This window comes from Caballeronia eucalypticola (assembly GCF_047608185.1).
Classification (GTDB): Bacteria; Pseudomonadota; Gammaproteobacteria; order Burkholderiales; family Burkholderiaceae; genus Caballeronia.
Map to the genome: position 1 here is coordinate 17,089 of NZ_JBLKRU010000036.1, position 26,181 is coordinate 43,269.

A 26,181-nucleotide genomic window follows, 5' to 3' on the forward strand; every position below is an offset into this window, starting at 1 on the left:
TGTACCCGGCAGCGATCGATAACGAATCGATCACTGCCGGGCTCGTGTCAGCTACCACCCGGGATCACGACAAATGATGCACTTGTTGTAAACCGAACACTGGCGTTGGAATCCCTTCCATCCGCGCCTTGAGTTGCAGCGACAGATACTGCGAGTAGTGCCGCGACTGATGCAAATTCCCGCCATGGAACCACAACGCGTGCTGCTGCGTCGGTTTCCACATGTTGCGCTGCTCGCCCTCCCACGGCCCCGGGTCCTTGGTCGTATTCGATCCCAGGCCCCACACCTTCCCCACCTTGTCCGCGACTTCACGCGAGATCAGATCCGCGGCCCAGCCGTTCATCGACCCATATCCGGTCGCGTACACAACCAGATCTGCTTCAAGTTCGCTGCCGTCGCTGAGCACGACCGAATGCTCTTTCAACTCGACCACATCGACGCCGCTTTTCAGCTTGATCTTGCCGTCAGCGACGAGATCCGATGCGCCCACATCGATGTAATAACCCGAACCGCGCCGCAGATATTTCATGAAGAGGCCCGAGTCGTCATCGCCGAAATCGAGCATGAAACCCCTCTTCTCCAGCCGGTCATAGAACTCCGCATCACGCTCCCGAATCGCGTTGTACACCGGGATCTGGAACTCGTGAAGGATCTTGTACGGAATGGATGCGAACGTCAGGTCTGCCTTCATCGTGGTCATGCCCGCCGCCACCGCGCGCTCGGAGTAAAGATCGCCCAGCGCCAAATCCATCAGCGAGTTCGACTTCACAATGTGCGTGGACGAACGCTGCACCATGGTCACATCCACGCCCGCTTCCCACAGCGCTCCGCAAATATCGTGGGCAGAATTATTCGCGCCAATCACCACGACCTTCTTGCCCTTGTATGCGTCCGGTCCCGGATGTTTCGACGAATGATGCTGCTCGCCCTTGAATACATTCATGCCCTTGAACTTCGGCAGATTCGGTTTGCCCGACATGCCGGTTGCAAGCACGAGTTGCTTCGGCCGCAGCGTCAGTTTTTCGCCGCCACGCTCGACTTCCACGATCCATTCGCCCGCGGCTTCGTCATATTTCGCAGACGTGCAAGTGGTCGCTCCCCAGTAGTTCAACTCCATGACCTTCGTGTACATTTCCAGCCAGTCGCCAATCTTGTCCTTCGGCGAAAACACCGGCCAGTTGTCCGGAAACGGCAGATACGGCATGTGGTCGTACCACACCGGATCGTGCAGGCACAGGGTTTTGTAACGCGCGCGCCATGCGTCACCGGGCCGCTCGTTCTTATCGATGATGATTGCCGGCACACCCAGTTGCCGCAGCCGTGCGCCTAGTGCAATTCCGCCCTGCCCGCCGCCGACGATCAGGCAATACGGCTGCTTCTCATAACCCAGTGTCTCCAGTTCCGCTTCGCGATTTTCCTTCCAGCTTGTGCGGTCGACGCGCGCGCCGTGTTCGGCGCCCATGGGCCGCTTGAACCCTTTCGCTTCTTCGTGGCCTTTGAGTTCGGTCATGGTCGTGAGCAGCGTCCAGATCTGTCCGTCCTTCACGCGGATAAAACCCGTACCGCGCGCAACGCCGGTCTCGAACGTGATCCACGCTTGCGTCACGCCGTCCGCTTCGGTTGCCGTTTCGTTATCGGCAATTTTCAGCCTCGACGGCTTGACCGAATCCAACTGCGAATTCAGCATGGCGGCAATCTGTTCGCGGCCTTCCATCGTCTTGATGTTCCAGGTGAACGCCACCAGGTCGCGCCAATAACCATCAGGTTGGAATAGCGCCACGGCGGCTGCCGTATCGCCGCTTTTAAGCGCGGCTTCGAATGTCTCCAGGATGTGGGTAATGGTTTGGTTCGGGTTCTGCTCAGACATGGTCGCTCCTCCATGAGATACGGATGACTAACTATCGATTGGTACCGATCAAGAAATGACGGGTTCTTTGCCCGTTAAATTAAACACGCTTATCTCTTGCTAGCGCCTGTGCGGCGCCACTATTCCAAACTTCGCTATGCGCCGATACAACGTCGCCCGCGACAAACCCAGCGCCCGCGCCGCCACAACGGGCCGCCATTTCGCATCGGACATCGCAGCGATTATGCGAGCGCGCTCCAGCGTTTCGCTTTCAGACAACGCGGGTTGTGCCGTCGGCCTATTGGCTTCGAGCGATGCCGTTGTTGATGTCGGCGTCGACCCCGCGCGTCGGGAAGCGCGCGCGACAGGCAGTCTCACACGCGCATGCAACGGCGAACCCGAGCCCACCAGCCTGAACGAAATGAGATCGCGTCCGGGGCGTACATCGAGCAGGCGTTCGGCGCGGATATCGAAGAGTTCGGAGACGTGGCGCGGCAATTGACCCAGCCCCGGCACACATTCCTTCGCGCGCCGGTTAGCGGCGATCGCGTAACCGCGTGCATCGAAGGCGATGAGTATTTCGGGCTGGGCCTCAACGTAATGCCGGCTGCGATGCGCGAGCAACACCCAGCAATGCGTGGTCGCGTTGAGAAAGAAACCGTCCTCTATCAGCAACGCGCTTTGCCGCACGATATGGTTGACGAGCCGCTGGCTCTCGCGCTCTTCGGGCGAGCGCACCGCGGACGCATCCAGCACGCCGATCAACTCGCCTTGCACGCCAAAGATAGGCGACGCGCTGCAGGTCAGCGTGGTGAATGCCGCGCGGAAATGGTCAGTCTTGTGGACGGTGATGGCCTCGGCGTCGAGCAGCACCGAAGCAACGCCGCATGTCCCCTCTTCGCGCTCGGACCAGCACGAACCGGGATACAAACCCGCACGCTTGAATTCGTGGCGGCGATCGCGATCCACCCGGTAGTCGATGGTCACGCCCGCAGCATCGGTCAGCATCACGCAGTAGTCGGCTTCGCGGACGGTTTCATGCAGTCGCGAAAGACATTGACCTGATGCGCGCAGCACGGTTTCTTCGCGTTGCTGGACATCGCGCAATTCGGGAACGGTCAGGATGCGCGGCCCAATGGTCGCGCCCGGGTCGAGATGATATTGCTCCAGCGACCGCCTGTACGATGACGCCAGCCGCGACGCATCCGCACCGGGGCTGCTCATGCGGCCTTCTATCACGCTGCGCACGCGATCGATGTGTCTGGTCTGCGAAACATACGGCATGAAGAGTCTCCGGCAGATTCGGTGCGCCCGCGCCAATCACTAATCGCGGCAACCCGAAAACTTAAACGCATGGTGACTTTTTAGCATGCGTGTTCCGGGAGATCACACCGCAGTGCACCATCGAAGTTACTGAGACAATCGTCTCAATCAACGGCGCCGCGTTTCATCGAGCGCAGCCATCTTCCGATAGAGCGTGTTACGCGATACGCCGAGCATTCGCGCCGCCGCCGAGACATTGCCGGCGTGTGTCTCAAGCGCTGCCGCCACCGCGGAGAGCGCGAGATCGTCGAGGCGCGCGCTGTCCTTCGCAGACGACGGCGCGGCTGCTTGCGCATTCGCGGCATCGCGGGCGTCATCGAAGAAATCTTGCGGGAGATGGTCCAGGCCGATGCACATCTCATCGTCGTCAAGCATCGCGCATGCAGTCCTCAACACATTCGCCAGTTGCCGGAAGTTTCCGGGCCACGGGTGGTGAGTGAATGCCGCCAGCGCCTCGGGTGAAACCCTGATGGGCTCACCACTCGGACGCTCGGCGCGCAGGATCTTCTCGACGGTCGCGGCAAGATCGGTCCGTTGGCGCAACGGTGGCAACGTCACCAGCAGACCGTTGATCCGGTAATAGAGATCTTCGCGGAATTCGCCAGCCGTGACGCGCTCGCGCAGATTGCGGTTGGTCGCGCAGATCAACGCGAAGTCCACGGGCACGGCGCGCGTGCTGCCGAGCGGCGTCACCGTGCGCTCTTGCAGCACGCGCAGCAAACGGCTTTGCAACGAGAACGGCATATCGCCAATTTCATCAAGAAACAACGTGCCGCCATCGGCTTGCAGGATCTTGCCGCAAGCGCCGCGTTTGGACGCGCCGGTGAACGCGCCTTCTTCATAGCCGAACAACTCTGCTTCAATCAGCGTGTCCGGGATCGACGCGCAATTCACCGCAACGAACGGCCCGTCGCTACGCGGCGAGTCGCGATGCACCGCGCTCGCGAGGACATCTTTTCCGGTACCGGTCTCACCGCCAATCAGGATCGGAATATTTTTACCGATCACCTTGCGCACCCGTTCAACAAGTGCCGCAACCTGCGCGTCGCCGGTCATCAGGTAGCGCAGGCCGGAGAGTTTCGGCTGCTGAGGCTGCGGTTCAGGGACGCGTTTGCGAGCGACGACGTCGATCACATCGCGGTTATCGGTTGCGAGTGCAACAGCCGAAGAACGCCTTAGGTCCACGCTGGCGAAAACATTAACGCCGCTGTGCAAGCACAGGGAAATCGTGCGATCAACGGGCGTGCCTGCGCCGCTGCGAATCCCGCTGCACACGCGGTCGAACAACTCGCCGCACGAGACGTTGAATAGCGACGACAAGGTATGCGCACGCAACGACGCAAGCGGCAAGCCGAACTGAAACTGCGCGCTTCGATTAGCCGACAGAAAACGCCCGTCAGCCCTGAACGCAACAATGCCTTCCATCAACGTGCCGATAAACTCGGGCCGCCCGTGGAAATGGATTCGTAGTGCTTCAGGAAAGGCGCTGGTGAACAAATGGTTCTCGATCATTTGCGCGGACATCTTCGCAAGCGCCATGGTGTGACGGCTGTGGCCGCGACAATCGCCGGTGACATCGAGAACGCCCAACAACTCGCCGAATGGATCGAGGATCGGCACGCTGGAACACGCAAGGAAGCGGTTCGCGCGCAGGTAATGCTGATCGCCGAGCACCATGGTGGCGTCGCCTTCGGCAATGGTCGTACCTATGGCATTGGTGCCCTGCCGCTGCTCGCTCCATAACGCGCCCGGACGCAATGCGACGCGGTCCGCGCGGGCGAGAAAATCGTCGTCGCCTAGCGAATGCAGGATGAGTCCTTCGGAGTCGGTCAGGACGACCATGCTGTGCGTATTGGCGATCTGCCCGTAGAGCGTTTCTATGACGGGCAGCGCATGCGTGGAGAGCGCGCGATTCTGTTCGCGCTTGAGCCGGAGATCGGCTTCGCTGAGCACCCCGTAGTCGGGCCGCATGGTGTCCGACAGGCCGAAGCTGCGGGAACGTTCGTGCGATTGCCTGATGATATCCCGCCCTTTCAAATGGCTGGCATGATTGCTGGCCAGCAGCGCGGATCGGCTTGATCCGCTTGAACGGTCGATAGAAACCGGGTCCATAACCATTGTCTCCTTCGCCATCATTCGCGGAAGGAGTCGGTCGTCAGCTCCGCCCGTCGCGTGGTCGATCGAGACAATGTACCACCGCTACAGCATTCAATCCCGGCTTTGGCCGGGGTTCAGCCCCGGGTCTGGTTCGGGTCTAGTTCGTCACGCGCTCAACCGGATGGCTCTCGAGCCACGCAGATTCGGTGTCTTCGAAAAGACGCGATCGCGTGAGAAAACGCAACCCGCTTGGGCGTTCCAGCGAAAACATGCCGCCATTGCCCGGCACGCAATCAATGATCAATTGCGTGTGCTGCCAGTACTCGAATTGCGATTCGCTCATGTAGAACGGCACGCCGGCTATCTCGCCGAGCTTGACGTCCGACGAACCGACCATGAATTCGGCGACCGGGAAACACATGGGGGCGCTGCCGTCGCAGCAACCGCCCGACTGATGGAACAACACCTGCCCGTGTTCGGCCTTCAGCTTGTCGATCAACTCGATTGCCGCCGGCGTGGCGATCACGCGCGAAATTTCTTGTTCGGTCATAAGGGTTTCCACTGAACACAGACTATGGCGAGCCGCAGCGCGGCCCGCCATCCAGATCAGACAAGCACGTCGATCAGAAGAACCCGAGCGGCTTCTGGCTATAACTCACCAGCAGGTTTTTCGTCTGCTGATAGTGGTCGAGCATCATCTTATGATTCTCCCGGCCAATGCCTGACTGCTTATAACCGCCGAATGCCGCGTGCGCCGGGTAGGCGTGATAGCAATTGGTCCACACGCGTCCAGCCTGGATATCGCGGCCGAAACGGTAAGCCCGCGTACCATCGCGCGTCCACACGCCTGCGCCGAGGCCATACAGCGTGTCATTGGCGATTTCAAGCGCCTGCGCTTCGTCCTTGAACGTTGTCACGGACAGCACCGGCCCGAAGATTTCCTCCTGGAAGATGCGCATCTTGTTGTGACCGCGGAAGACCGTCGGCTTGATGTAGTAGCCGTTTTTCAGTTCGCCATCAAGCGCATTGCGTTCGCCGCCGATCAGGCATTCAGCGCCTTCCTGCTTGCCGAGATCGATATACGACAGGATCTTTTCAAGCTGCTCTTGCGAGGCTTGCGCACCGATCATCGTCTTCGAGTCCAGCGGATGTCCCTGGCTGATTGCCGCCACCCGCTTGAGCGCGCGCTCCATGAAACGGTCGTAGATCGACTCTTCAATCAGTACGCGCGATGGGCACGTGCAGACCTCGCCCTGGTTCAGTGCGAACATGGCGAAGCCTTCGAGCGCCTTGTCGAAGTAGCTGTCGTCGGCGTTCATGACATCGGCGAAGAAAATATTCGGGCTCTTGCCGCCGAGTTCGAGCGTCACCGGAATCAGGTTTTGGCTCGCGTATTGCATGATCAGGCGACCAGTCGTCGTCTCGCCAGTGAACGCAATCTTCGCAATCCGCTTATTCGATGCCAGTGGTTTGCCTGCTTCCAGTCCAAAGCCGTTGACCACGTTCAGCACGCCTGCGGGCAACAGATCTTCGATCAACTCGAGCAGCACGAGTAGTGAAGCTGGCGTTTGTTCGGCCGGCTTTAGCACGACGCAATTGCCGGCAGCCAGCGCTGGTGCCAGTTTCCACACCGCCATCAGGATCGGGAAATTCCACGGAATGATCTGCCCCACCACGCCTAGCGGCTCGTGGAAATGGTACGCGACCGTGTCTTCATCGATTTGCGAAATCGAGCCTTCCTGAGCCCGCACGCAGCCCGCGAAATAGCGGAAATGATCGATTGCGAGCGGGATATCGGCGGCCATGGTTTCGCGTAGCGGCTTGCCGTTATCGATGGTTTCCGCCACCGCGATGCGCGTCAGGTTCGCTTCCATCCGGTCGGCGATCTTGTTCAGGATGTTGGCTCGCTCGGCGGGTGACGTCTTGCCCCAGGCGGTCTTGGCTTTGTGCGCTGCATCGAGCGCGAGTTCTATATCGGCTTCGCGCGAGCGCGGGATGGACGTGAACGCTTCGCCGGTGATCGGCGAAATATTATCGAAATACTCACCACCTACCGGCTTGACCCATTGACCACCGATGAAGTTTCCATACTGCTTTTTATACGGGAAGTCGGTGTTCAAAAATTGCATCTCGGCGTGATTCATGTGCGTGCTCCTCGCATGTCGGTGAGAATGACCGCCGCGGCTATGATTGCCGCGACCGGTGGGAACAAGCTTGCGAGATGCGTGCCAACGGGCGTCTTGCATGCGGGTAAAGGCCGTGGGCGATATTCGCTTGCGCACGCGGATGACCATGCGTTCCGTTTCGGAACACCTGTGCTGGAAATCGTGTTGAAACGGAACAGCGCAGTGGCGCAATGTCCGGTCACGACGCGCGGCGAATTTGTTGTGCAAACTACGGGTTACAGGTTCGGGCCGCGAATCACGGCGGTAATGGTCGTCATAGGTGGGACTAAAGGAAGGGACACGCGATGTCATTGATCGGCGTTAAGGCGTTGGTATTCGATGTATTCGGCACGGTCGTGGATTGGCGCAGCGGCGTAGCGCGCGACGCTGCGTTGTTTCTGGAGCAGCGAGGAATCAGCGGCATCGACCCGGCGCAATTCGCCGATGCCTGGCGTCGCCGATATGGCCCTGCCATGGAAGAGGTGCGCAGCGGCCGGAGAGCATTTGTCCGGCTCGATGTCTTGCACCGGGAGAACTTGCTGGCGGTGCTGGCGGACTATGGGATTGATCCCGCAAGTGTTCCGGCCGATGAAATCGATGCACTGAATCTGGCATGGCATCGGCTGGATCCGTGGCCCGATTCGCCGAGCGGCCTCACCCGGCTCAAGGCCACTCGCATCATTGCGCCGCTCTCGAATGGCAACATCGCGCTGATGCTCGATATGGCGAAACGGGCCGGCATTCCGTGGGACGCCATTCTGGGCGCGGAAGTCGTGCAGGCTTACAAGCCTATGCCTGAGGCGTATTTGCGAACTGCGGATGTATTAGGTTTGAAGCCGGAGCAAATGTGTTTGGTCGCCGCGCATAACAGCGACCTCGCGGCGGCGAGGCAATGCGGATACAAGACGGCGTTTGTGGCGCGCCCGACGGAACATGGGCCGGCGCAGGCCACGGATCTGAAGGCCGACGCGGACTGGGACGTGATCGCAAAAGACTTCAATGATCTGGCGGATAAAATGGGGGCTTAGGGAAGCTAACCAACCTCAAACCGTCTGCCGCTCCACAATATGAAACCCGACATCGACCACGTTTGTCTCCGTCACGCCTTTCAGTCGCTCTAACAAACAGCGCGCCGCGCTTACGCCAATACGCGTGCCGTCCACACCCACGGTCGTCAACTGCGGACTGGTTTCCGAGGCGAACTCCAGGTCGCCGAACCCGCAGATGGCGAGTTGCGACGGCACGTCGATACCTCGGCGTTTTGCCTCGCCAAGCACGCCTAATGCCAGCAGATCCGAGCCGCAGAAAACTGCATCGAGCGATGGCACCTGTTCAAGCAACAAGGGCAACGCAGCCTTTCCGGCAGCTACCGAACTGGGCGGTGCAACTATCACCTCGGCTATGTCGGGGATCCCTGCACGCGCCAGCCGTTCACGAAAACCGGTGATACGGGCAATCGCGCGGTCATCGTTGGCCGACACCAGACCCGGATGCAAAACGCCTCTGGCCAGGAAACGCTCCGCAACCGCAACACCCACCTGATAATGCGAAAAGCCGACGAGCATATCGATCGGCGTCTCAGTCATGTCCCACGTTTCAACAATCGGAATACCGACATTGCGCAGGCGTTCGCGCAACGACTCGGTGTGCGCCACGCCGGTCAACAACACGCCTTCAGGACGCCGGCTCAACACGGCATCAAGCAGCGTTTCTTCGCTTGAATCGCTGTAGCCGCTCAACGCAAGCAGCACCTGATAACCGGCCTTCGACATGGTCTCGCTGAACACCTGGATGGTCTCGGAGAACAACGAGTGCGCGATGGTCGGAACAATCGCCGCGATCAGCCGCGATTTCGACGACGACAACCCGCCCGCCAGCCGGTTAGGCACGTAACCCAGCTTCTGCACGACCTGCCGCACGCGCTCGAGCGTTTCCGGCGCGACCGATTCGGGATTGTTAAGAACACGCGAAACCGTGATGGGTGAGACGCCCGCGACCGCCGCAACGTCTGTGATACGCAGCCCTTTCGGACCGCCGCGCGAGCGCTTGGGCGAAGCGGGCAGAGCATCGTCCCGGGCATCGATGGTCGGTGCAATCGGCTTGTCGTTCGGCATGGTTCGCTTGGTCGCAGGAGGGCTTGACGCCGGTATTGTAGTCAACGCCGACCGGGCAGCGTCATAAGAACGATATCGCTGCGCCCTACGCCACTTCCACGCGTCGCCCATTAGCCGCATCCTGTGTACCATCGTGACGATTGCGACGAATCAAGATCAGCGTGACGACACCGAACGTAAAGAGACACGCCGCAGGAATCAGCATGGGCGCCTTCGTGCTGCCGCTCACTTGCCGGACCCATGGCACGAGATTCTGCGCAACAAAACCGCCCACATTACCCAGTGAATTGATCGCCGCGATCCCGGCGGCCGCGCGCGCGCCGGTCAGGAATTTCGATGGCAGCGTCCAGAAACACGGCAGCAGCAAATACATGCACGGCGCGCCAAGGCTCAACGCAATGAAACGCAAGGTGTTGGTCGGCAGGAACACGCTGCCGAGAAAGAACATCACACCCAGCACCGACGCACAGAGCATCGCGGTCATCGTGCGGTCGGCCGCGCGCAACTTCGACGGCAACCATGCGAGCACGATAGTTGCGAGCAGCCACGGCACGATATTAATCAGACCGTTGACGGTATTGCTGACACCGAACCCCTTGACGAGCGTCGGCAGCCAGTAGCTCACGCCATACACCGACATGGACAGCATCATGTAATACAGCGCCATGCCGATCACGCGCGGCTCCGTCAACACGCTAAGGAACCTGGTCTTGCCCGCTTCCGTTTGCGCTGTGAGCGCGCGTTCGTTATCGAGCGTATCGGCCAGCCATTTCTTTTCGGTATCCGACATGAATTTCGCTTTGAGCGGAGACTCCGGCAAATACAGCAGCACGACGGCGGTAAGAAGAATCGACGGGATGCCCGTGACAATAAACACGAGCTGCCAGCCCTGCAGACCAAGGAGTCCGCCCTTGTCCAGCAGCCAGCCGCAAATAGGCGCGCCCACCATGTTGCCAAGACTGCTGCCCACCGTGAAATACCCCAGCATCCGCACCCGATGCCGCGATGGAAACCACAACGTCAGGTAATAAATCACGCCGGGATAAAGCCCGGCTTCCGAAGCGCCGAGCAGGAAGCGCAGCACGTAAAACGTAGTGGCGTTTTTCGTGAACGCGAGCAACACGGTGACAATGCCCCACGTCAGCATGATGCGTGCGATCCAGCGCGGCGCGCCGTACTTGTGCAGGAGTACGTTGCTCGGCACTTCGAAGATCAGGTAACCGATGAAAAACAAGGACGCACCCAGCCCATAGGCCACTTCGCTCAAACCGAGGCTGCCCAGCATCTGCAGCTTGGCGAAGCTGATATTCGACCGGTCGATATACGCGATCAAATAGAGCAAGCCAAGCAGCGGCATCAGCCTGAATGCCAGCCGATTGATCAAGGGTGTCTCATCTATCGCTTGCGGAACAGTATTCACCGTGTCTCCTGCAGCCCGTTGTCCGGGTTGTTATTGTTTTTGTGCGCGCCATTGCGCGTAAGCCGCGAGCGTCTCTTCATTCGGCGGATACGTCCCGCGCAACGGCCTGCCTTCTTCAATCCGTTGCGAGATGAAAATTTCCAGTTGCTCCTGCTCGGTCGCATCGCGCGCCACTTCTTCCGCCATTTCGTGCGGCACGATCACGACACCGTCTACATCGGCGACCACAATATCGCCTGGATATACCGCCACGCCGCCGCACGCGATGGGCACGTTCATATCCACCGCATGATGTTTCGCGAGGTTCAACGGCGCGCTCGCGCCGGCGCACCACAGCGGCAGGCCGAGGTCGGAAATTGTGCCGCTGTCACGCACGGCGCCATCGGAGACCATGCCCGCCACGCCGCGCTTCGCCAGCCAGAGCGCGAGAATCGATCCCACCGATGCAACCGACCGGTCGCCCCGACAGTCCTGAACCAGCACGCTGCCCGGCGGCGCGCTCTCCACCGCCTTGCGCTGCGGATGGTCCGGGTCCTGGAAGACGCCCACGTGATCGAGGTCTTCACGCGCGGGAATATTGCGCAGCGTAAATGCCGGGCCAACGAGGTTCGGTGCACCCGGTGCAGGTTTGACGAGCGGCGCGACGCCTTGCAGGAATACGTTGCGCAAGCCGCGTTTGAACAACTGCGTGGTGAGCGTGGCCGTGCTGACGTGGCGCAATAATTCCAGCGCGGCGCTGCTGACAGAGGTGTCGGATGAATTCATATGGAGTGCTCTGTATACGGTTAGTGAATCTCGGGTTCGTCACGATGCGCGCTTGCCGCCGCTGCAACGGGTTCAGACGACGACGCGGTCACCGGTTCTTCCAAAAAGTCGAAATCGCAACCCTTGTTTGCCTGCGTGACGTGAAGCTGATGCATCACGCCAAAGCCGCGTTCGAACGGGCGTTTCGGCGCCTTCCACGCTTCTTTGCGAGCGGCGATTTCTGCGTCGCTGACATCGAGATGAAGGCGTCGGCCGGGGACATCGAGTTCGATCATGTCGCCGTCTTTCACCAGCGCAAGCGGACCGCCAACGAAAGATTCCGGCGCCACATGCAGTACACACGCGCCGTAGCTCGTGCCGCTCATGCGAGCGTCCGAGATCCGCACCATGTCTCTCACCCCTTGCTTCAGCAGCTTCTGCGGGATCGGCAACTGGCCCCACTCGGGCATGCCCGGCGCACCCACCGGACCCGCGTGTTGCAGCACGATCACGGACTCCGCGGTGATATCGAGTTCTTCGCTATCGATGCGCGCCGCCATGTCGGCGTAATCCTTGAACACGACAGCCGGCCCGCGCGCCTTCAGCAGATGCTGCTCCATGGCGGCCGGCTTGATCACGGCGCCATCCGGCGCGAGGTTGCCGGTCAGCACCGCGAGGCCATCGCGTTCAACCACCGGATTGGCACGCTTGCGGATCACGTCGTCGTCGAAGATCTCCGCGCCCGCGATGTTTTCGCCGAGCGTCGATCCGCTCACTGTCATCTGCGTGCCATCGATCAGGCTGCCCAGTTCCACGAGCAATGCGCGCAAACCGCCTGCATAGAAGAAGTCTTCCATCAGGTATTTGCCGGCCGGGCGCAGGTTCGCGAGCACCGGCGTGATACGCGCGAGTTCATCGAAGCGTGCGGTCGTCAGGTCGATGCCAGCACGGCGCGCGACCGCCACGAGGTGCACGATTGCGTTCGTGGAACCCGACATGGAGAGCACGGTGGTGACGGCGTTATCGAAGGATTTCGCGGTCAGGATGTCGGAGGGTTTCTGGTCGATCCAGACCATTTCCACAATCCGCTGGCCCGTCAGCGAGGCGAATTGCGCGTGGCGTGAGTCGACTGCGGGTATCGATGAAAAGCCGGGCAGCGTCAGGCCGAGCGATTCGGTGGCGGTGGTCATGGTCGACGCCGTGCCCATGGTCATGCAATGGCCCGGCGAGCGCGCGATGCCGCTTTCGATGCCTTTCCATTCCTCTTCCGTAATCTTGCCCGCGCGCAGTTCCGCCCAGTATTTCCAGGTGTCCGAACCGCTGCCGAGCGTGCGGCCGTTCCAGTTGCCGCGCAGCATCGGGCCGGCGGGCAGATAGATACTCGGCAAGTTCATGCTGATCGCACCCATCAGCAGGCCGGGCGTGGTCTTGTCGCAGCCACCCATCAGCACGCAGCCATCGAACTGGTACGACTTCAGCAACTCCTCGGTTTCCATCGCGAGGAAGTTTCTGTACAGCATGGTGGTCGGTTTCTGGAACGGCTCGGCGAGCGTCATCACGGGCATCTCGACGGGGAAACCGCCAGCCTGCCAGACACCGCGCTTGACCTCCTCCACGCGTTGCTTGAAGTGCGTGTGGCACGAGTTGAGCTCACTCCATGTATTGACGATGGCAATGACCGGCTTGCCCATGTAATCGGATGGGTGATAGCCCATTTGCGCCGTGCGTGAACGGTGGCCGAACGAGCGCAGATCGTTCACGCCATACCAGCGGTAGCTGCGTAATTGTTCGGGGGTCTTGCGAGGGGCGGTGGGTTTCGCGGGCAGATTCGAGGACAAGCTGGTTCTCCTTGATAGCGCTGTCAACACGCTCTTGAATGAGCGAATGGTAACGCTATCATTGACGAGCGTCCGTCAGGGATTTCACGCATAAGAGGGCGGCTGCGAGCGCAGATCGACGGGATTTCAGCCGCAGGAATGCAAGCGTAAAAACCCTTTGCTTCGACCCGACAGCCCCGTACAATACTGTATATATATACAGTAAAGCGCGGACGAAATGGAACTGCTCAAGAAGCTCGAAGTGCTGGCAGACGCGGCGAAATACGACGCGTCTTGCGCCAGCAGCAGCGCGCCGAAACGCAGTTCGCGTGGTGGACCTGGGCTGGGATCGAGCACGGGCGCCGGTATCTGTCACAGCTTCACGCCGGATGGCCGCTGCGTGTCGCTACTGAAAATCCTCCTGACCAATTTCTGCCTGTATGACTGTCAGTACTGTGTGAACCGTCGGTCCAGCAACGTACCGCGTGCGCGCTTCACGCCTGAAGAAGTGGTGGACCTGACACTGGATTTTTACCGGCGCAACTACATTGACGGCCTGTTTTTAAGTTCCGGCGTCATCCAGTCGTCGAACTACACCATGGAGCAACTCGTTCGCGTCGCGCAGTCATTGCGTGAGGACCACCAGTTCCGCGGCTACTTGCACCTGAAGACCATTCCCGACGCGGATCCGGGACTGATCGCACAGGCCGGAAAATATGCTGACCGGCTAAGTGTCAATATCGAACTTCCGACCGAGATCAGCCTCGAACAGCTCGCGCCTGAGAAGAGTGCGCGCACGATCAAGCTGGCCATGAGTTCAATCCGGCTTGGACAGGACGAAGCGCTCAGCGACAAAAAAGCGCCTAAATTTGCACCCGCTGGTCAAAGTACGCAGATGATCGTTGGTGCAGACGCTACGGACGACCGCACCATTTTGCGTACAGCCGAGACGCTGTACGGGTCGTATAAGTTGAAGCGGGTTTACTACTCGGCGTTCAGCCCGATCCCCGACAGTCCTTCCGCCCTGCCCTCGCAGGCGCCGCCGCTGTTGCGCGAGCACAGGCTTTATCAGGCTGATTTCCTGATGCGCGGTTACGGCTTCAACGTGGCCGAACTGTTCGGTGAAGCCGGTTCGTTGTCGCTTGATATCGACCCGAAGCTTGCGTGGGCGCTGTCTCACCGGCATCAGTTTCCGGTCGACCTCAATCGTGCGCCGCTTCGCATGATTGCGCGCGTGCCAGGAATCGGCATGCGCAATGCCCAACGGCTGGTGGAGCTGCGTCGCTCGCGCGCGGTGCGTTACCAGGATCTCGTGCAGTTGCGCTGCTCGATGGCGAAGATCAAGCCGTTTATCGTCACGCAGGATTATCGGGCGCCATTGAAAGACGTGTCGTCGGAACAGTTGCGGCGAGTGCTGACGCCGCCACCTGTGCAGCTCGCGCTGCTGTGAGCGCGCATGTTAGCGAGCGGACATTCCATGCAAACCATCGCTATCGAGAATACGTATAGCGCGTGGCGCGCCGCCGCCCTGCGGATGCTCGCGGCAAACGTGTCCCCGGAAGCCATCGACTGGCGGGTCGACGACTTTGCGCATGGTGCTGCGAACGGTCATGTGGAGCCAACCAGCGGTTCGTTCGATTTCGACGCGAACCAGACCGGCAACGACGAGGCGGTGTCCGCGCCGCGTCCGTTCCAATCTGCCGTGCCGCCGCTGGTAGTGGGTATTTCGAAAACACTTGCGGCCCAACTCAGCGATGCCGCGTTATATCGGGATCCACGTCGCTGGGCGTTTTTGTATAAGGTCATTTGGCGATGGCACCAGGGCGATCGCGCCGTTGCATCGCCTGCCGACGTCGACGGTGCACGCCTGCAGCAAATGGCAAAAGCGGTTCGACGTGACAAACACGACATGATCGCGTACGTGCGCTTTCGCCAGTGCGCTCACCATGCCGCGGGCGAGCCGGAGTACGTCGCCTGGTACGAACCCGCGCACGACATCCTTGCGTGGGGCGCCGAGCGGTTCGCCCAGCGCATGGGCCGCGCGACCTGGCTGATCGCCACGCCGTCAGGCGCTGCGTCGTGGGACGGCGTCACATTGCACCTGAAATACGGTCACACAGAGCGCAGCGCGATTGCGCCCGACGCCGCCGAGGCGCTCTGGCTCGCGTATTACCGCAGCACCTTCAATCCGGCGCGGCTGAATGAGACGGCCCTGCATCAGCACATGCCGGTTCGTTACTGGAAGGGACTGCCTGAAGGCCTGCTGATTCCATCAATGATCAGCGAAGCGAAGAGTGGTGCTCGACGGCTTGCGCAAGCGAGCGGCGTCGGTGCATTGGATGGAAAAGCCATTCTTGTCGAAGCCGAAGCGGCGCAGCCGTCGCGAACCGCGCCCAGTTCACTCGACGCGTGCCGCCGTTGCGAGCTGTGGCAGCACGCAACGCAGGCGGTGGAGGGCGAAGGTCCGGCGGATGCGCGCATCGTATTGCTGGGCGAACAGCCCGGGGACCAGGAGGACCTGAGCGGCAAACCATTTGTGGGACCCGCGGGGCAATTGCTTGACGAGGCCATTCAGCGTGCCGGGTTGCGTCGTAGCGATCTCTATCTGACGAACGCGGTCAAACATTTCAAGTGGACACCACGGGGCAAGCGCCGGCTGCACAAAACGCCGGCGCAGCGCGAAGTGCAGGCTTGCGCTGTCTGGCTCGAGCGTGAATTGCAACGCGTTCGCCCCGCTGTCATCGTCACGCTAGGTGCGACGGCGCTGGGCGCATTGCTTGGTGAAAAGGTCAGTCTGCAAGGATATCTCGGCGATTCGTTCGAGCTGAATGGCATGCAGGTGATCGCGACCTATCATCCGTCGTTTGCACTACGTCGGGACGACGCGGGAGGACGTGAGCAGGTCACCCTGGCGATCAGCGACGCGTTGGCGCGCGCTAGAGACCTGACGGATCAGCGAGCCGACCGGCCCGTGGGCGATCAGAGAGGCTTGTGAAGGTGGCGCGGACCAAGGGCTTGTTTGCAAATAGCGGTGCGATCAGCCAGCATTGATGACAACCGGAATACCCCGCCGCATTTTGCGCTGCTATCCTCGCCAGATCCCGTTTGTGCCGGGCCGACGCCGTCCTGACCTCGACGCGTGTCAGGCGGATCCATTGCAAAGCCGGCCAGCGGTACGACACCCATTTAAACTTGCATGGGAGGTTCGCCATGCTGCGATCGTTCGACCAACTCTGTCACCCAGCCGACAAAGGCCTGCTGGTCGCCGCCGACCACGGCCATGCGACGCTCACTGGCGGCGGCACCTACGCCATGCCGTGGCACTGGCACGATTGCCTGATGTTCATCCTGCCGAGCCACGGCGCCGTCGAGCTTCGGCATGAAGACCAGCGCGCCGGTACTTGGCTGTCGCAGGATCGCTTCGCGGTGGTTCCATCGGGACGGGCACATCAAACCCGGGCAGGGTTTGCCACGCACACGCACGTCGCCGTCTACGTGACCGACGACGCACTGCAACAACTCGACACCGGAATTGGCTCTCTCGGCGAATTCCGCCGGCGCACGCGCGTCCCGCTGCTCGTGCGCCGAACCGCCGCAATCCGTGCGCTGCAGGAAATCTCGCTGCGCAACGACATGGGCACCTACGGCGGCCCGACGATCCGCCAGGCCTTGTCGTCGGCATTGCTGATGCAGTGCATTGGCGAGGTTATCGCCGGCGAGACGGTGCCGGGGACTTCGCCCCGTGAGCACGGCATGGCGCTGGTCGCCGAACTCGAAGCCTTCATTACCCGTCATGCCGATCAGGACATCCCGCTCGACGACCTGGAACAACGCTTCGGCATTTCTCGCCGCCACATTACGCGACTGTTCCGCGAAGGCACGGGCCTCTCGATCGGCGAGTTCCAGCAGCGCGCGCGTTACGAGAATGCTTGCCGGCTGCTCGTCGATACGGACCTGCCGATCGGCGAAATAGCTTTTCGCGTCGGTTTCGAAAGCGGCGCGGCCCTCGCGCGCGCCATGCGCCGGATTGGCGACCATTCGCCCTCCGACCTGCGTAACGCGATGGCCCGTTCGGTCAAAAGGTAGGGCCCGTTCGAGCGCGCGGCGCCTTTTTGATCCCCGTAATCTGGCTGGATGGAAACACACTCCCCGGTCAGCGGGGTTCATCCGGTCATGCCTCAGCGCGACACAGTCAGCCCTGCAGTCCCACCCGCAGTCCGCCACTCAGTCGAACTCGTCAGCGTGTTCGCCGCCGGTCCCGGCGGCGGCAATCCAGCGCCTATCGTGGCCGATGCCGCCGGCATGTCCGACACCGAAATGCAGGCAGTGGCCCAGCGCTACGGCCACGAAAGCGGCTTCGTGCTGCCGGCCCCGCCCGGCTCTGAGTGCGACTACGAATTTCGCTTCTGGGTCCCCAACCACGAGATGCCGATGTGTGGACACGCCACGGTCGGCGCGGTCTGGCTACTCCATCAAAGCGGGCGATTGCAGCGCGACTTGCTCACCATCCACACCCATAGCGGCAAGGTCAGGGCCCGGATCACCGGGCACACGGCCGAGGGCGCCACGGTCGAGATTTCCCAACCCGCGGGTCGTATCGAAACATTGTCGGAGGCGCAACTCAGCCGCGACGAGATCATCGATGTGCTCGGCATCAGTGCCGCGCAACTCGCGCCACTGCCGATCCAGAACGCCTGCACAAGCCGCGTCAAGACGCTGATTCCGCTCACCAGCACTGCTGACCTCGATAGCCTTCAGCCGCGCTTCGAGAAGATCGAGGCGCTGTGCGAGCGAATCGGCTCGACGGGCCTTTACCCCTACGCCACCTTCGACGCGGCCCAGCAAATCTTCGATGCCCGGCAGTTTCCGCGTGCCTCGGGTTATCCGGAAGATGCAGCCACCGGAATCGCGGCGTCTGCGCTGTCTTTTGGGCTCCTGACTAATGGCATCGTTGAAGCGTCCGAACGGACCATTACGATCCGCCAGGGACGCGCGATGAAACGTCCGTCGCAGATCTCAGTGCGCTTCAGTTTCGACGCGGGCCTCGACCCTAGCCGCCCGGACGGCTGCTGGCTCGGCGGTCCGGTTAGCTTCGAAGGACATGCCGGAGCCTCGTCATGACGATCGATATCGCCGGCCGGCTGGCGCAACTTGGCTTGACGCTCCCCGAGGCACCATCGCCGCGAGGTGTATACGTCGGCGCGGTGATCTACAACGGTATCGCTTATATCAGCGGGCAGGTCAGCCGTATCGGCGACGAGATCATCACCGGGCCGGTTGATCGCGATACGCCACCCAATGTCATCCGGCTCGCGGCACGGACCTGCGTACTACGCGCCCTGAGCGTGCTCGTTGCAACGCTGCCGGCCACGAGCGCAGTCGATCGCACCCTGTTCCTGCGTGGTTTCGTGAATGTTGCGCCCGGCTTCGCGAATCACAGCCAGGTCATGGATGAAGCCTCGACCCTGCTCCACGACATCTTCGGCGAAAGGGGCCGGCATGCGAGATCGGCAGTTGGCGTTGCAAGTCTGCCGGGCAACGGGTTGCTCGAAATCGAACTCACGGTCGCGTTGACTCCTGTGACGCCCGACACACTGGCCCCAGCATCGACACTCAGCAATAAACACCAAGCCATAACAAACACCGGACCGTCCTGGAAACGGCAGGCCCGGCACGATTCACTTACCCGTGGAGGCATCACCATGAATCGCCGTCAACTGCTGCAACTGAGCCTGGCCGCCGCGCCCGCCCTCCTGCTATCCCGCGCCGTCCGCGCTGCTGACGCCGAACTGATCGTCGGTTCCAACGTCGGCGCGCCGCCGTTCGTGTTCAAGCAGGGCGACTCTTATAGCGGCTTCGACGTCGAAGTCTGGAACGAGATCGCAAAGGGCATGAACCGCAAATGGCGGCTGCAACCGATGGAGTTCGGCGCGCTGATCCCGGCGCTTCAAACTCGCAATATCGATGTGATCGTGTCGCAACTTTTCATCAAGCCCGAGCGCCAGCAAGTAATCGATTTTTCCGATCCGTACTATAAGAGCGGCCTGATCGCACTGACCCGCGCCGACAACACCACCATCCACACGCCGGCCGATCTTGCCGGCAAACACATCGGCACTGAAACGGGCACGCTCGCGGTCGGATACATCAAGGACCACATCAAGGACGCCACCGTCGAGCAGTTGCCCAGCATCAACAATGCGCTGCTCGCGCTGGAAGCCGGCCGTACCGACGCAGTCGTCTACGACAAACCCCAGATGCTTTACTACGCCAACAACGCCGGCAAGAACAAGGTCAGGGTCATACAACCGGCGCTGGAGGGTCTCGATGTTGGCATCGGCTTCCAGAAGGGTAGCCCGCTGGTCGCCGCGGTCAACGTTCAACTCGCCGCCATGAAGGCCGACGGGCGGCTGCAGGCACTCGGGCGCAAATGGTTCGGCGAGGCGTCGTCATGACCTTCGACTGGGCGGCCGTCATTGCCGCGCTGCCGGACCTACTGCAAGGTCTTCAGCTTACCTTAATAATTGCTCTGGCCGGCCTCGCCGGAGGCATCGTGCTCGGCATTCTCGCGGGCGTGGCGCTGACCTACGGTGGCCGTCTCACGGTCTTGCCGGCCCAGCTCTACGTTGCATTGATCCGCGGCACGCCGATCGTGGTCCAGGTGATGTTCGTTTACTTCGCCTTGCCGATCATGATGAATATCCGGATCAGCGGGACGAGCGCCGCCATCATCACGCTGGTCGTCAACTCGGGCGCCTATAACGCGGAGATCATCCGCGGCGCGCTCGACGGTGTGCCGTTCGGATTGCGCGAAGCGGGCCTCGCGATGGGCCTGCCCTTTCGCAACGTGCTGCTTCATGTCATCACCCCGATCGCATTTCGACGCGCGTTGCCGGCGATGGGAAACCAGTTCGTCAACCTGGTCAAGGACACCTCGATATTTCTGGTTATCGGCGTCGGCGAACTGACCCGGCGAGGGCAGGAAATCATGGCCGCGAACTTCCGGGCGGTGGAAATCTGGACTGCGGTGGCGGTCATCTATCTGCTCGTGATCAGCGCGCTCGCGCTGGGTCTGCGAGTGCTTGAACGGAGAGTACGCCTGCCATGAGCATGATCGAATTCCAGCAAACCTCTAAGCATTTTGGCGCCAACGTGGTCCTGCATCCGCTCGATCTCGCGATCGAACGAGGAGAAGTCGCCGTGATCGTCGGCCCTTCCGGGTCCGGCAAGTCGACGATGCTACGTTGCATCAACGGCCTCGAAAAAATCAGCGGCGGTGATCTGCGCGTGGACGATATCAGCGTGCTGGGTTCCGCGCGCGACGTCAGGCGCATCAGGCTCGAAGCCGGCATGGTGTTCCAGCAGTTCAATCTCTTTCCGAACCTCACGGCAATGCAGAACGTCATGTTCGGGCCGATCCGGGCGCGCCGCCAAACGCGCGCGGAAGCGCGCGAGATCGCCACCGCGCTGCTGCATAAAGTCGGTCTGTCGGAGCGGATGCAGCACTATCCGTCGCAGCTTTCCGGCGGTCAGCAGCAACGTGTCGCCATCGCGCGGGCGCTTGCCGTGCAGCCAAAGCTGATGCTGTTCGACGAGCCGACATCGGCGCTCGATCCGGAGCTGCGCCAGGAAGTCCTCAAGGTGATGCAAACGCTTGCGAGCGAGGGCATGACGATGGTCGTCGTCACGCACGAAATGGGCTTTGCGCAACGCGTGGGTTCCCGCCTGCTCTTCATGGAAGCGGGCCGCGTGGTGCACGACGGCAAGCCCGTCGAGATGCTGTCGACACCGCCGGGAGAACGCTTTCGTGACTTCCTGCAGCACGTTAATTGATGCCCTCGTTTTTCACGACCGCACGCCATAGGAATACGTAGCCAAGATGATTTCTCCACATTTCGAAAGCGACTACGGCTTTCGCCGGGACAGCGTCCGGCATGACAACTGGCGCGAAGCGCCGTGGAATGTCTGGGCCTTTCGCCATGTCCACGAGCTGATTCCAACGGCGCGAATCACGGCCACACCCGGGCTCATCGAAGAACCGAAGGTCGATGCCACCGCGCTGGCCGAACACGAATTCGTGCTCGACGGCGAACGCCGCACGGTTGCTTCAATTTTGCGGCAGACCTCGACCGACGCCATCACGGTAATGCGCGCCGGGCGTTTTATCGCGGATTTTCACGCGCCGAACTTCACGCTGCAGACTCGCCATATTTTATTTTCAGCGAGCAAGTCAGTCGCGGGCCTGCTCGCCGGCATACTCGTCGGCGATGGTCTTCTCGATCCTCAAGCCCCAGTCGCGCACTACGTGCCGGAGCTTGCGCAGTCGGCCTATGGCGACGCTCAGGTCAGGCACGTTCTGGATATGCGCACGAGCCTCGCATTCAACGAAGACTATCTCGATCCGAACGGCGTCTATGCGCGGTATCGCAGGGCCGGCCTGTGGGACCCGCGGCGAGACGGTGAGGAACCCGAAACAGTGATTGGCTTCCTTGCTTCGCTGCCCAAAGGCCCGGAGGAACACGGCGGTCCTTTCCATTACTGCTCACCCAACTCTGACGTGCTTGGCCTGATGATCGAGCGCGCGTCGGGCACGCGTTACGCAGACTTCGCGGCCACGCGTCTATGGCAACCACTAGGGTTGCGACACGACGGCTGCGTCACCGTGGACCTCGCCGGCACCGCGCGTTCAGGCGGCGGCATGAGCATGACCGTGCGTGATCTGGCAAGGATCGGCGAATTGGTGCGCCTCGGCGGCGTGGTGGACGGACGCAGACTGATCAACGCGGAGTGGATGCAAGATACGCTCTCGGGCGGGAGCGCCGAGGCGTGGCGGCAAGGGTCCTTCTCAGCGTGGCTGCCGGAAGGAAAGTACCGCAACAAGTGGTATCAAGTTGGCAACGCCAACGGAGCCTGCTTCGCAATCGGCATCCATGGGCAATGGCTATACGTCGATCCGTTACGCGAGACCGTGATCGCGAAATTCTCGTCGCAACCTGAACCGACCAATAACGATCTCAAGCGCCTGAATCTTGCATTGCTCGAAGCGATTGCGGCGATGGCGTGAGGAAGGCCGGTCGAATCGACCGGCCTTCAATCAGCAAACGGTCAAATCAGGAAACCCTGCGACGTCCCAATCCATTGGTTACAACAGCGTCATCGCGCGCCGAGCCACCGCCTTCTTCAAACGGCGGTTGATGACGAAAACCCGCGCTGCCCGACACCACCGCGATGATCGCGCCCACCACCAGCGCCGCAAACGAGTACCACGTCGCGCGAGCGATGCCACGCGCGGCCGTGTGCGCCGCTTGCATGGCGTCCTGCTGCGCGTCGGCGCTGGACGTGGCCGATGCTGTGCCATCGAGCGCCGCCTGTGCCTGCTGCTTGGCGGAATCGGCAAGCGATCCGGTTGATTGATTAGCTTGATCACCTTGAGTTCTCGCCACCGCCCCGACGTTCGCCGTCGCCGCCGCCACATTGCCGGCCACGCTGACAGCGCCGCCAATAATCGATGTCATGCCATATAGCAACAGCAAGGTCATCACTGCCCACGCGAGCAAACCGTGCAGCCATCCGAGCACCGGCGCGCAACGTCCGGCGAAGTACGAACCGACAAATACGGCTAGCACGGTTGTAACAATCACCCACACGCCTGAGCCAAATCCAAACACGCGCCCGGGATTGGGCTGCGACATGGGCGCGAGAAGCGACGCGCCTATCGCGGTCCCCAGCACGCTCATGATCAGATAAACAATCAGCGACAAAATCACGCCGGCTATAACTGCGCCCCACGAGATACGGGGTAAGCCATCTTGAGTAGTCAGGAGTCGCATAGGTGTCCCCTTGGAATGGGTAGTCGATTGTCGAACGAAAGGCCGGCATTGGTGCGCCGTGCACCCGCTCAGTGCAATCGTCGTTCCCACACTGTGAGGCGATCAAAGCTGGCATCTTCGTTGCAAGGTGTTTAAAGCGAACGCGCGATCTCGTTCGGTTCATCAGCTTTCCAAATCATCAACATCTGCTTAATACCGAGGGAATCGTGCACATTCTGTTTATTGATGACCATAAAGATTCAGCCGACGCGTTTGGCGAGATAGCGTCCGGCCTGGGGCACAAGGTTCAAGTCGCGTACGACGGGCGCTCTGCGATGGTGTTGACGCAAGCGCAGAGCTTCGACGTCGTGTTCTTCGACATCGAATTACCCGACGCCGATGGCCGGGAGCTATGCCGTCAGGTGCGCAACGAAGGGGCATCCCGCGATGCGTGCGTGATCGCGGTGACCGGCAGGACCGATCTCAAGGACAAGGACCTGGAACCGTTCGACGGTTTTCTCCACAAGCCGATCAGTCCGGCGGCTTTGGAACACGCGCTGAAATTCTCGGAAGGCTGAACTACCGCATGGCGTTTTTGCGACCCTCGGCGTTCGTCGCAACGGCGATCGCATCGAGGTTCTGCGGATACGGGAAGTTCAAGCCAAGCAATTGCCGCATGGTCGGGCTGGCGTTCTTGACGAACGTTTCGCCGACCATCGCGCGCAGGTCTTCCATCGGCTTGACGAATTTCGGCAGGTATTGAAGCAGCACCGCGCTGCGATCCTGCGTGCTGTGATTCGGCATGGCACAGTGCCACGTCGCGCCGAAGAAAACGATCGCGTCTCCGGGCTCCGCTTCCATGCGCTCGCATCGTTCAAAGAAGGCGTCGCCCTCGCCGGGATACCGCAACTCATGCTGCGTGTGCGGCACGAAAGCCGTCGCTCCGGTTTGCGCCGTGAACGGATCGAGAGGAATGGTGACCTGCGCGTTGAGCGGAAAGCTCGTGTTGATGCCGAGCGGGAAAGTTGTCGGAGAATGAAAATCCCAGTACGGGTAATCGATATGCGGTTCCTGTCCGGGACCGTCCGGCAAAATCCGGTTCGCCGCGATTGACCCCATGATGAAGTCATCGCCGAGGAAAAGACGCATGGCTGCGACAATGTCGGGCTGCTCGGCCATCTCCGAAAACACATCGCCTTTCGCCAGCAGATTCCACACGCGCCGCTGCAAATGCAGCCGCTGATCTTCAGCCGCTTGTCCCTGGAAATGCGTGACCGTCTGCGCACGGTCCTGCGAATGATCCATCACGACACGCCGCGCTTCAGCCACTTGCGCCGCGCTGAACACGCCGCGAATGCGCACTGCGCCCGGACCGCGCAACAGCGCCTCGACTACACCTTCAGGCGTCACCGCGCCCAGTTCCATGCTGTTCACACCTGTCTCCTTGACGATCGATGCAGCACTCCGGCCGCTAGTGCAGACAAGCATAGAAGACCGGTCGCCCCAATGCAAAGAAAATTTCACTCGACGGTTTGGTGGAATTTAATTTCTATTTTGGAAAGCCATAGCCAATGTGGCCCGCAGCCGCGCTTGATGGAAATCCATCATTTTTTTGAGTGAGTGGCAAGCTGCGCTCATCTATCGTTCAGTCAACAAGAAGGCCACCCGGCGGTAATAACTGACGGGAAGCGCTCAAAACATCGCTTAAACGTTGTTTGAACATAATTAAGCAGGAGACAACCCCATGTCCTCGACTCCCGATATCAGCGGCGGCGATGCGTCCAAACCCGCCCTCACCGATCCGTCTATCGACAAGCGTATTCACGAGCAGTGGTATCAGCCGCGCATTCCGCGCGCTGTGCTGAAAGAGCTGATGAAACGCAGTGATGCCGAAGGCCTGCGCAACTTCGTGCCTTGGTTGTTGCTGCTCGCCGCATCGGGTTGGGTGGCCGCGCTCTGCTGGGGGACCTGGTGGGCCGTGCCCGCATTCCTGGTCTACGGCACGATCTATTCGTCCAGCGACGCCCGCTGGCACGAACTCGCCCATGGCACACCGTTCAAGACCCGCTGGCTCAACGACGCCTTCTATCACCTGTCATCGTTCATGACGATCCGCGAAGGTTACTGGTGGCGCTGGAGTCACGCGCGGCATCACACCCACACGTACTTTCAAGCGCGTGATCCGGAAATTCAGGTTGCACGGCCGACGCAGGTCTGGCCGATCATCATCGATTTCTTCGGACTGCTGGGTACTTCGTTGGAGATCCGCAAGGTCGTCCGGCATGCGTTCGGCCGCGTCGATGCCGCCACCGATGTGTTCCTCCCCGCTACCGAAAAGCCGAAGATGATCTGGTCTTGCCGAATCTATCTGCTGGTGGTCATCGGCACGATAGGGCTTGCTATCGCACTCCGCAGTTTCCTGCCGCTGATGTTCGTGTGGACGCCCCGCTATTACGGCGGCTGGCTGCATCAGTTGCTCGGCCTCACGCAGCATGCGGGCCTCGCGGTCAACGTGAAGGATCATCGGCTCAACACACGCACGGTGTACATCAATCCGGTCTATCGCTTCCTGTACCTGAACATGAACTACCACCTTGAACATCATCTCCTGCCAATGGTGCCGTTTCATGCGTTGCCGCGTTTGCATGAAGTCATCAAGGATCAGTTGCCACCCGCTTATCCGAGCCTCTATGCGGTGTATCGCGAGATGGTGCCTGCGTTATGGAAACAGCGCGTCGAACCGGATCATGTGATCGAACGCAAGGTGCCGGGTGAAACCGCCCCGCAAGGAACATTTGCGACCCAGTCGGGCATCTGAAGCTAAACAACTCCAACAATCCGGAGGC

General features: G+C 60.8%; 22 protein-coding genes and 1 pseudogene. 12 read left to right on the plus strand and 11 right to left on the minus strand.

Annotation, left to right across the window (positions count from 1 at the left end; genetic code table 11):
• Positions 1-64 precede the first annotated feature (64 nt).
• The 5 genes from ACMX25_RS30140 to adh all read right to left on the minus strand — a co-directional run bounded on the left by ACMX25_RS30140 (position 65) and on the right by adh (position 7,410).
• Positions 65-1,867: an NAD(P)/FAD-dependent oxidoreductase gene (locus ACMX25_RS30140; RefSeq protein WP_414953575.1), complete on the minus strand. Its 1,803-nt coding sequence runs from the start codon at positions 1,865-1,867 to the stop codon at positions 65-67.
• A gap of 99 nt (positions 1,868-1,966) precedes the next feature.
• Positions 1,967-3,130 (minus strand): sigma-54-dependent Fis family transcriptional regulator, encoded by a 1,164-nt coding sequence (locus ACMX25_RS30145; RefSeq protein ID WP_414953576.1) that lies wholly within the window; start codon positions 3,128-3,130, stop codon positions 1,967-1,969.
• 147 nt (positions 3,131-3,277) lie between these two features.
• Positions 3,278-5,281 carry a sigma-54-dependent Fis family transcriptional regulator gene (locus ACMX25_RS30150; protein ID WP_414953577.1) on the minus strand — a complete coding sequence of 668 codons (2,004 nt, stop codon included), beginning with the start codon at positions 5,279-5,281 and terminating at the stop codon, positions 3,278-3,280.
• A 142-nt stretch (positions 5,282-5,423) separates the two neighbouring features.
• Positions 5,424-5,816: a DUF779 domain-containing protein gene (locus ACMX25_RS30155; protein ID WP_414953578.1), complete on the minus strand. Its 393-nt coding sequence runs from the start codon at positions 5,814-5,816 to the stop codon at positions 5,424-5,426.
• A 73-nt stretch (positions 5,817-5,889) separates the two neighbouring features.
• Positions 5,890-7,410: an aldehyde dehydrogenase gene (gene adh / locus ACMX25_RS30160; RefSeq protein WP_414953579.1), complete on the minus strand. Its 1,521-nt coding sequence runs from the start codon at positions 7,408-7,410 to the stop codon at positions 5,890-5,892.
• A gap of 326 nt (positions 7,411-7,736) precedes the next feature.
• Here adh and ACMX25_RS30165 point away from each other — a divergent pair, with 326 nt between their 5' ends.
• The gene (locus ACMX25_RS30165; RefSeq protein WP_414953580.1) at positions 7,737-8,459 is read left to right on the plus strand and encodes a haloacid dehalogenase type II; all 723 of its coding nucleotides are present in this window, start codon (positions 7,737-7,739) and stop codon (positions 8,457-8,459) included.
• A 15-nt stretch (positions 8,460-8,474) separates the two neighbouring features.
• Here the strand turns inward: ACMX25_RS30165 and ACMX25_RS30170 are convergent, their stop codons facing one another.
• From ACMX25_RS30170 to araD, 4 genes are all read right to left on the minus strand, one after another.
• Positions 8,475-9,545 carry a LacI family DNA-binding transcriptional regulator gene (locus ACMX25_RS30170; RefSeq protein ID WP_414953581.1) on the minus strand — a complete coding sequence of 357 codons (1,071 nt, stop codon included), beginning with the start codon at positions 9,543-9,545 and terminating at the stop codon, positions 8,475-8,477.
• 85 nt (positions 9,546-9,630) lie between these two features.
• A complete protein-coding gene (locus ACMX25_RS30175; protein ID WP_414953582.1) occupies positions 9,631-10,965 on the minus strand; it encodes an MFS transporter in 1,335 nt (444 codons plus the stop codon).
• 30 nt (positions 10,966-10,995) lie between these two features.
• Entirely contained in the window at positions 10,996-11,730 is a 735-nt protein-coding gene (locus ACMX25_RS30180; RefSeq protein WP_414953583.1) for a ribonuclease activity regulator RraA, read from the minus strand.
• A 20-nt stretch (positions 11,731-11,750) separates the two neighbouring features.
• Positions 11,751-13,547, minus strand: coding sequence for an L-arabinonate dehydratase (gene araD / locus ACMX25_RS30185; protein WP_414953584.1), 1,797 nt, complete (start codon positions 13,545-13,547; stop codon positions 11,751-11,753).
• Between the two features lie 217 nt (positions 13,548-13,764).
• On the opposite strand from araD, the gene ACMX25_RS30190 reads away from it, so the two are divergent.
• The 9 genes and pseudogenes from ACMX25_RS30190 to ACMX25_RS30230 all read left to right on the plus strand — a co-directional run bounded on the left by ACMX25_RS30190 (position 13,765) and on the right by ACMX25_RS30230 (position 22,590).
• Positions 13,765-14,976 (plus strand): putative DNA modification/repair radical SAM protein, encoded by a 1,212-nt coding sequence (locus ACMX25_RS30190; protein ID WP_414953585.1) that lies wholly within the window; start codon positions 13,765-13,767, stop codon positions 14,974-14,976.
• Between the two features lie 27 nt (positions 14,977-15,003).
• Positions 15,004-16,521 (plus strand): UdgX family uracil-DNA binding protein, encoded by a 1,518-nt coding sequence (locus tag ACMX25_RS30195; RefSeq protein ID WP_414953586.1) that lies wholly within the window; start codon positions 15,004-15,006, stop codon positions 16,519-16,521.
• A 215-nt stretch (positions 16,522-16,736) separates the two neighbouring features.
• Positions 16,737-17,612 carry a helix-turn-helix domain-containing protein gene (locus ACMX25_RS30200; RefSeq protein ID WP_414953587.1) on the plus strand — a complete coding sequence of 292 codons (876 nt, stop codon included), beginning with the start codon at positions 16,737-16,739 and terminating at the stop codon, positions 17,610-17,612.
• Positions 17,613-17,660: 48 nt separating this feature from the next.
• A complete protein-coding gene (locus ACMX25_RS30205) occupies positions 17,661-18,647 on the plus strand; it encodes a PhzF family phenazine biosynthesis protein (RefSeq protein WP_414953588.1) in 987 nt (328 codons plus the stop codon).
• Positions 18,644-19,084 (plus strand): annotated as a pseudogene (locus ACMX25_RS30210) (RidA family protein); the annotation flags it as partial. The gene ACMX25_RS30205 and the pseudogene ACMX25_RS30210, both read left to right, overlap by 4 nt.
• A 144-nt stretch (positions 19,085-19,228) precedes the next feature.
• Entirely contained in the window at positions 19,229-19,981 is a 753-nt protein-coding gene (locus tag ACMX25_RS30215) for a transporter substrate-binding domain-containing protein (protein WP_414953628.1), read from the plus strand.
• On the plus strand, positions 19,978-20,634 hold the full coding sequence (glnP, locus tag ACMX25_RS30220; protein WP_414953589.1) for a glutamine ABC transporter permease GlnP: 657 nt from the start codon (positions 19,978-19,980) through the stop codon (positions 20,632-20,634). Before ACMX25_RS30215 ends, glnP begins: the two co-directional genes overlap by 4 nt.
• Positions 20,631-21,359, plus strand: a complete 729-nt coding sequence (gene glnQ, locus ACMX25_RS30225; protein ID WP_414953590.1) for a glutamine ABC transporter ATP-binding protein GlnQ — start codon at positions 20,631-20,633, stop codon at positions 21,357-21,359. The genes glnP and glnQ overlap by 4 nt, the downstream gene beginning before the upstream one ends.
• A gap of 46 nt (positions 21,360-21,405) precedes the next feature.
• The gene (locus ACMX25_RS30230) at positions 21,406-22,590 is read left to right on the plus strand and encodes a serine hydrolase domain-containing protein (protein ID WP_414953591.1); all 1,185 of its coding nucleotides are present in this window, start codon (positions 21,406-21,408) and stop codon (positions 22,588-22,590) included.
• A 46-nt stretch (positions 22,591-22,636) separates the two neighbouring features.
• Here the strand turns inward: ACMX25_RS30230 and ACMX25_RS30235 are convergent, their stop codons facing one another.
• Positions 22,637-23,356 carry a YrzE family protein gene (locus tag ACMX25_RS30235; RefSeq protein ID WP_414953592.1) on the minus strand — a complete coding sequence of 240 codons (720 nt, stop codon included), beginning with the start codon at positions 23,354-23,356 and terminating at the stop codon, positions 22,637-22,639.
• Between the two features lie 206 nt (positions 23,357-23,562).
• Between ACMX25_RS30235 and ACMX25_RS30240 the strand changes: the two genes are divergently transcribed.
• Positions 23,563-23,913: a response regulator gene (locus ACMX25_RS30240; RefSeq protein ID WP_414953593.1), complete on the plus strand. Its 351-nt coding sequence runs from the start codon at positions 23,563-23,565 to the stop codon at positions 23,911-23,913.
• Between the two features lies 1 nt (position 23,914).
• Here the strand turns inward: ACMX25_RS30240 and ACMX25_RS30245 are convergent, their stop codons facing one another.
• Positions 23,915-24,760 carry a phytanoyl-CoA dioxygenase family protein gene (locus ACMX25_RS30245; RefSeq protein WP_414953629.1) on the minus strand — a complete coding sequence of 282 codons (846 nt, stop codon included), beginning with the start codon at positions 24,758-24,760 and terminating at the stop codon, positions 23,915-23,917.
• A 319-nt stretch (positions 24,761-25,079) separates the two neighbouring features.
• Here ACMX25_RS30245 and ACMX25_RS30250 point away from each other — a divergent pair, with 319 nt between their 5' ends.
• Positions 25,080-26,153, plus strand: coding sequence for a fatty acid desaturase (locus tag ACMX25_RS30250; protein WP_414953594.1), 1,074 nt, complete (start codon positions 25,080-25,082; stop codon positions 26,151-26,153).
• Positions 26,154-26,181: the final 28 nt, after the last annotated feature.

Excerpts from the sequence above, each read along its gene's own strand:
- ACMX25_RS30140 (WP_414953575.1), bottom strand. The coding sequence starts at position 1,867 with ATGTCTGAGCAGAACCCGAACCAAACCATTACCCACATCCTGGAGACA.
- ACMX25_RS30180 (WP_414953583.1), bottom strand. The coding sequence starts at position 11,730 with ATGAATTCATCCGACACCTCTGTCAGCAGCGCCGCGCTGGAATTATTG.
- ACMX25_RS30200 (WP_414953587.1), top strand. The coding sequence starts at position 16,737 with ATGCTGCGATCGTTCGACCAACTCTGTCACCCAGCCGACAAAGGCCTG.
- ACMX25_RS30205 (WP_414953588.1), top strand. The coding sequence starts at position 17,661 with ATGGAAACACACTCCCCGGTCAGCGGGGTTCATCCGGTCATGCCTCAG.
- glnP (WP_414953589.1), top strand. The coding sequence starts at position 19,978 with ATGACCTTCGACTGGGCGGCCGTCATTGCCGCGCTGCCGGACCTACTG.
- ACMX25_RS30215 (WP_414953628.1), top strand. The coding sequence starts at position 19,229 with ATGAATCGCCGTCAACTGCTGCAACTGAGCCTGGCCGCCGCGCCCGCC.
- ACMX25_RS30170 (WP_414953581.1), bottom strand. The coding sequence starts at position 9,545 with ATGCCGAACGACAAGCCGATTGCACCGACCATCGATGCCCGGGACGAT.
- ACMX25_RS30165 (WP_414953580.1), top strand. The coding sequence starts at position 7,737 with ATGTCATTGATCGGCGTTAAGGCGTTGGTATTCGATGTATTCGGCACG.
- ACMX25_RS30145 (WP_414953576.1), bottom strand. The coding sequence starts at position 3,130 with ATGCCGTATGTTTCGCAGACCAGACACATCGATCGCGTGCGCAGCGTG.
- ACMX25_RS30155 (WP_414953578.1), bottom strand. The coding sequence starts at position 5,816 with ATGACCGAACAAGAAATTTCGCGCGTGATCGCCACGCCGGCGGCAATC.
- ACMX25_RS30245 (WP_414953629.1), bottom strand. The coding sequence starts at position 24,760 with ATGGAACTGGGCGCGGTGACGCCTGAAGGTGTAGTCGAGGCGCTGTTG.
- ACMX25_RS30250 (WP_414953594.1), top strand. The coding sequence starts at position 25,080 with ATGTCCTCGACTCCCGATATCAGCGGCGGCGATGCGTCCAAACCCGCC.
- ACMX25_RS30195 (WP_414953586.1), top strand. The coding sequence starts at position 15,004 with ATGCAAACCATCGCTATCGAGAATACGTATAGCGCGTGGCGCGCCGCC.
- ACMX25_RS30150 (WP_414953577.1), bottom strand. The coding sequence starts at position 5,281 with ATGGACCCGGTTTCTATCGACCGTTCAAGCGGATCAAGCCGATCCGCG.
- ACMX25_RS30230 (WP_414953591.1), top strand. The coding sequence starts at position 21,406 with ATGATTTCTCCACATTTCGAAAGCGACTACGGCTTTCGCCGGGACAGC.
- glnQ (WP_414953590.1), top strand. The coding sequence starts at position 20,631 with ATGAGCATGATCGAATTCCAGCAAACCTCTAAGCATTTTGGCGCCAAC.
- adh (WP_414953579.1), bottom strand. The coding sequence starts at position 7,410 with ATGAATCACGCCGAGATGCAATTTTTGAACACCGACTTCCCGTATAAA.
- ACMX25_RS30235 (WP_414953592.1), bottom strand. The coding sequence starts at position 23,356 with ATGCGACTCCTGACTACTCAAGATGGCTTACCCCGTATCTCGTGGGGC.
- ACMX25_RS30190 (WP_414953585.1), top strand. The coding sequence starts at position 13,765 with ATGGAACTGCTCAAGAAGCTCGAAGTGCTGGCAGACGCGGCGAAATAC.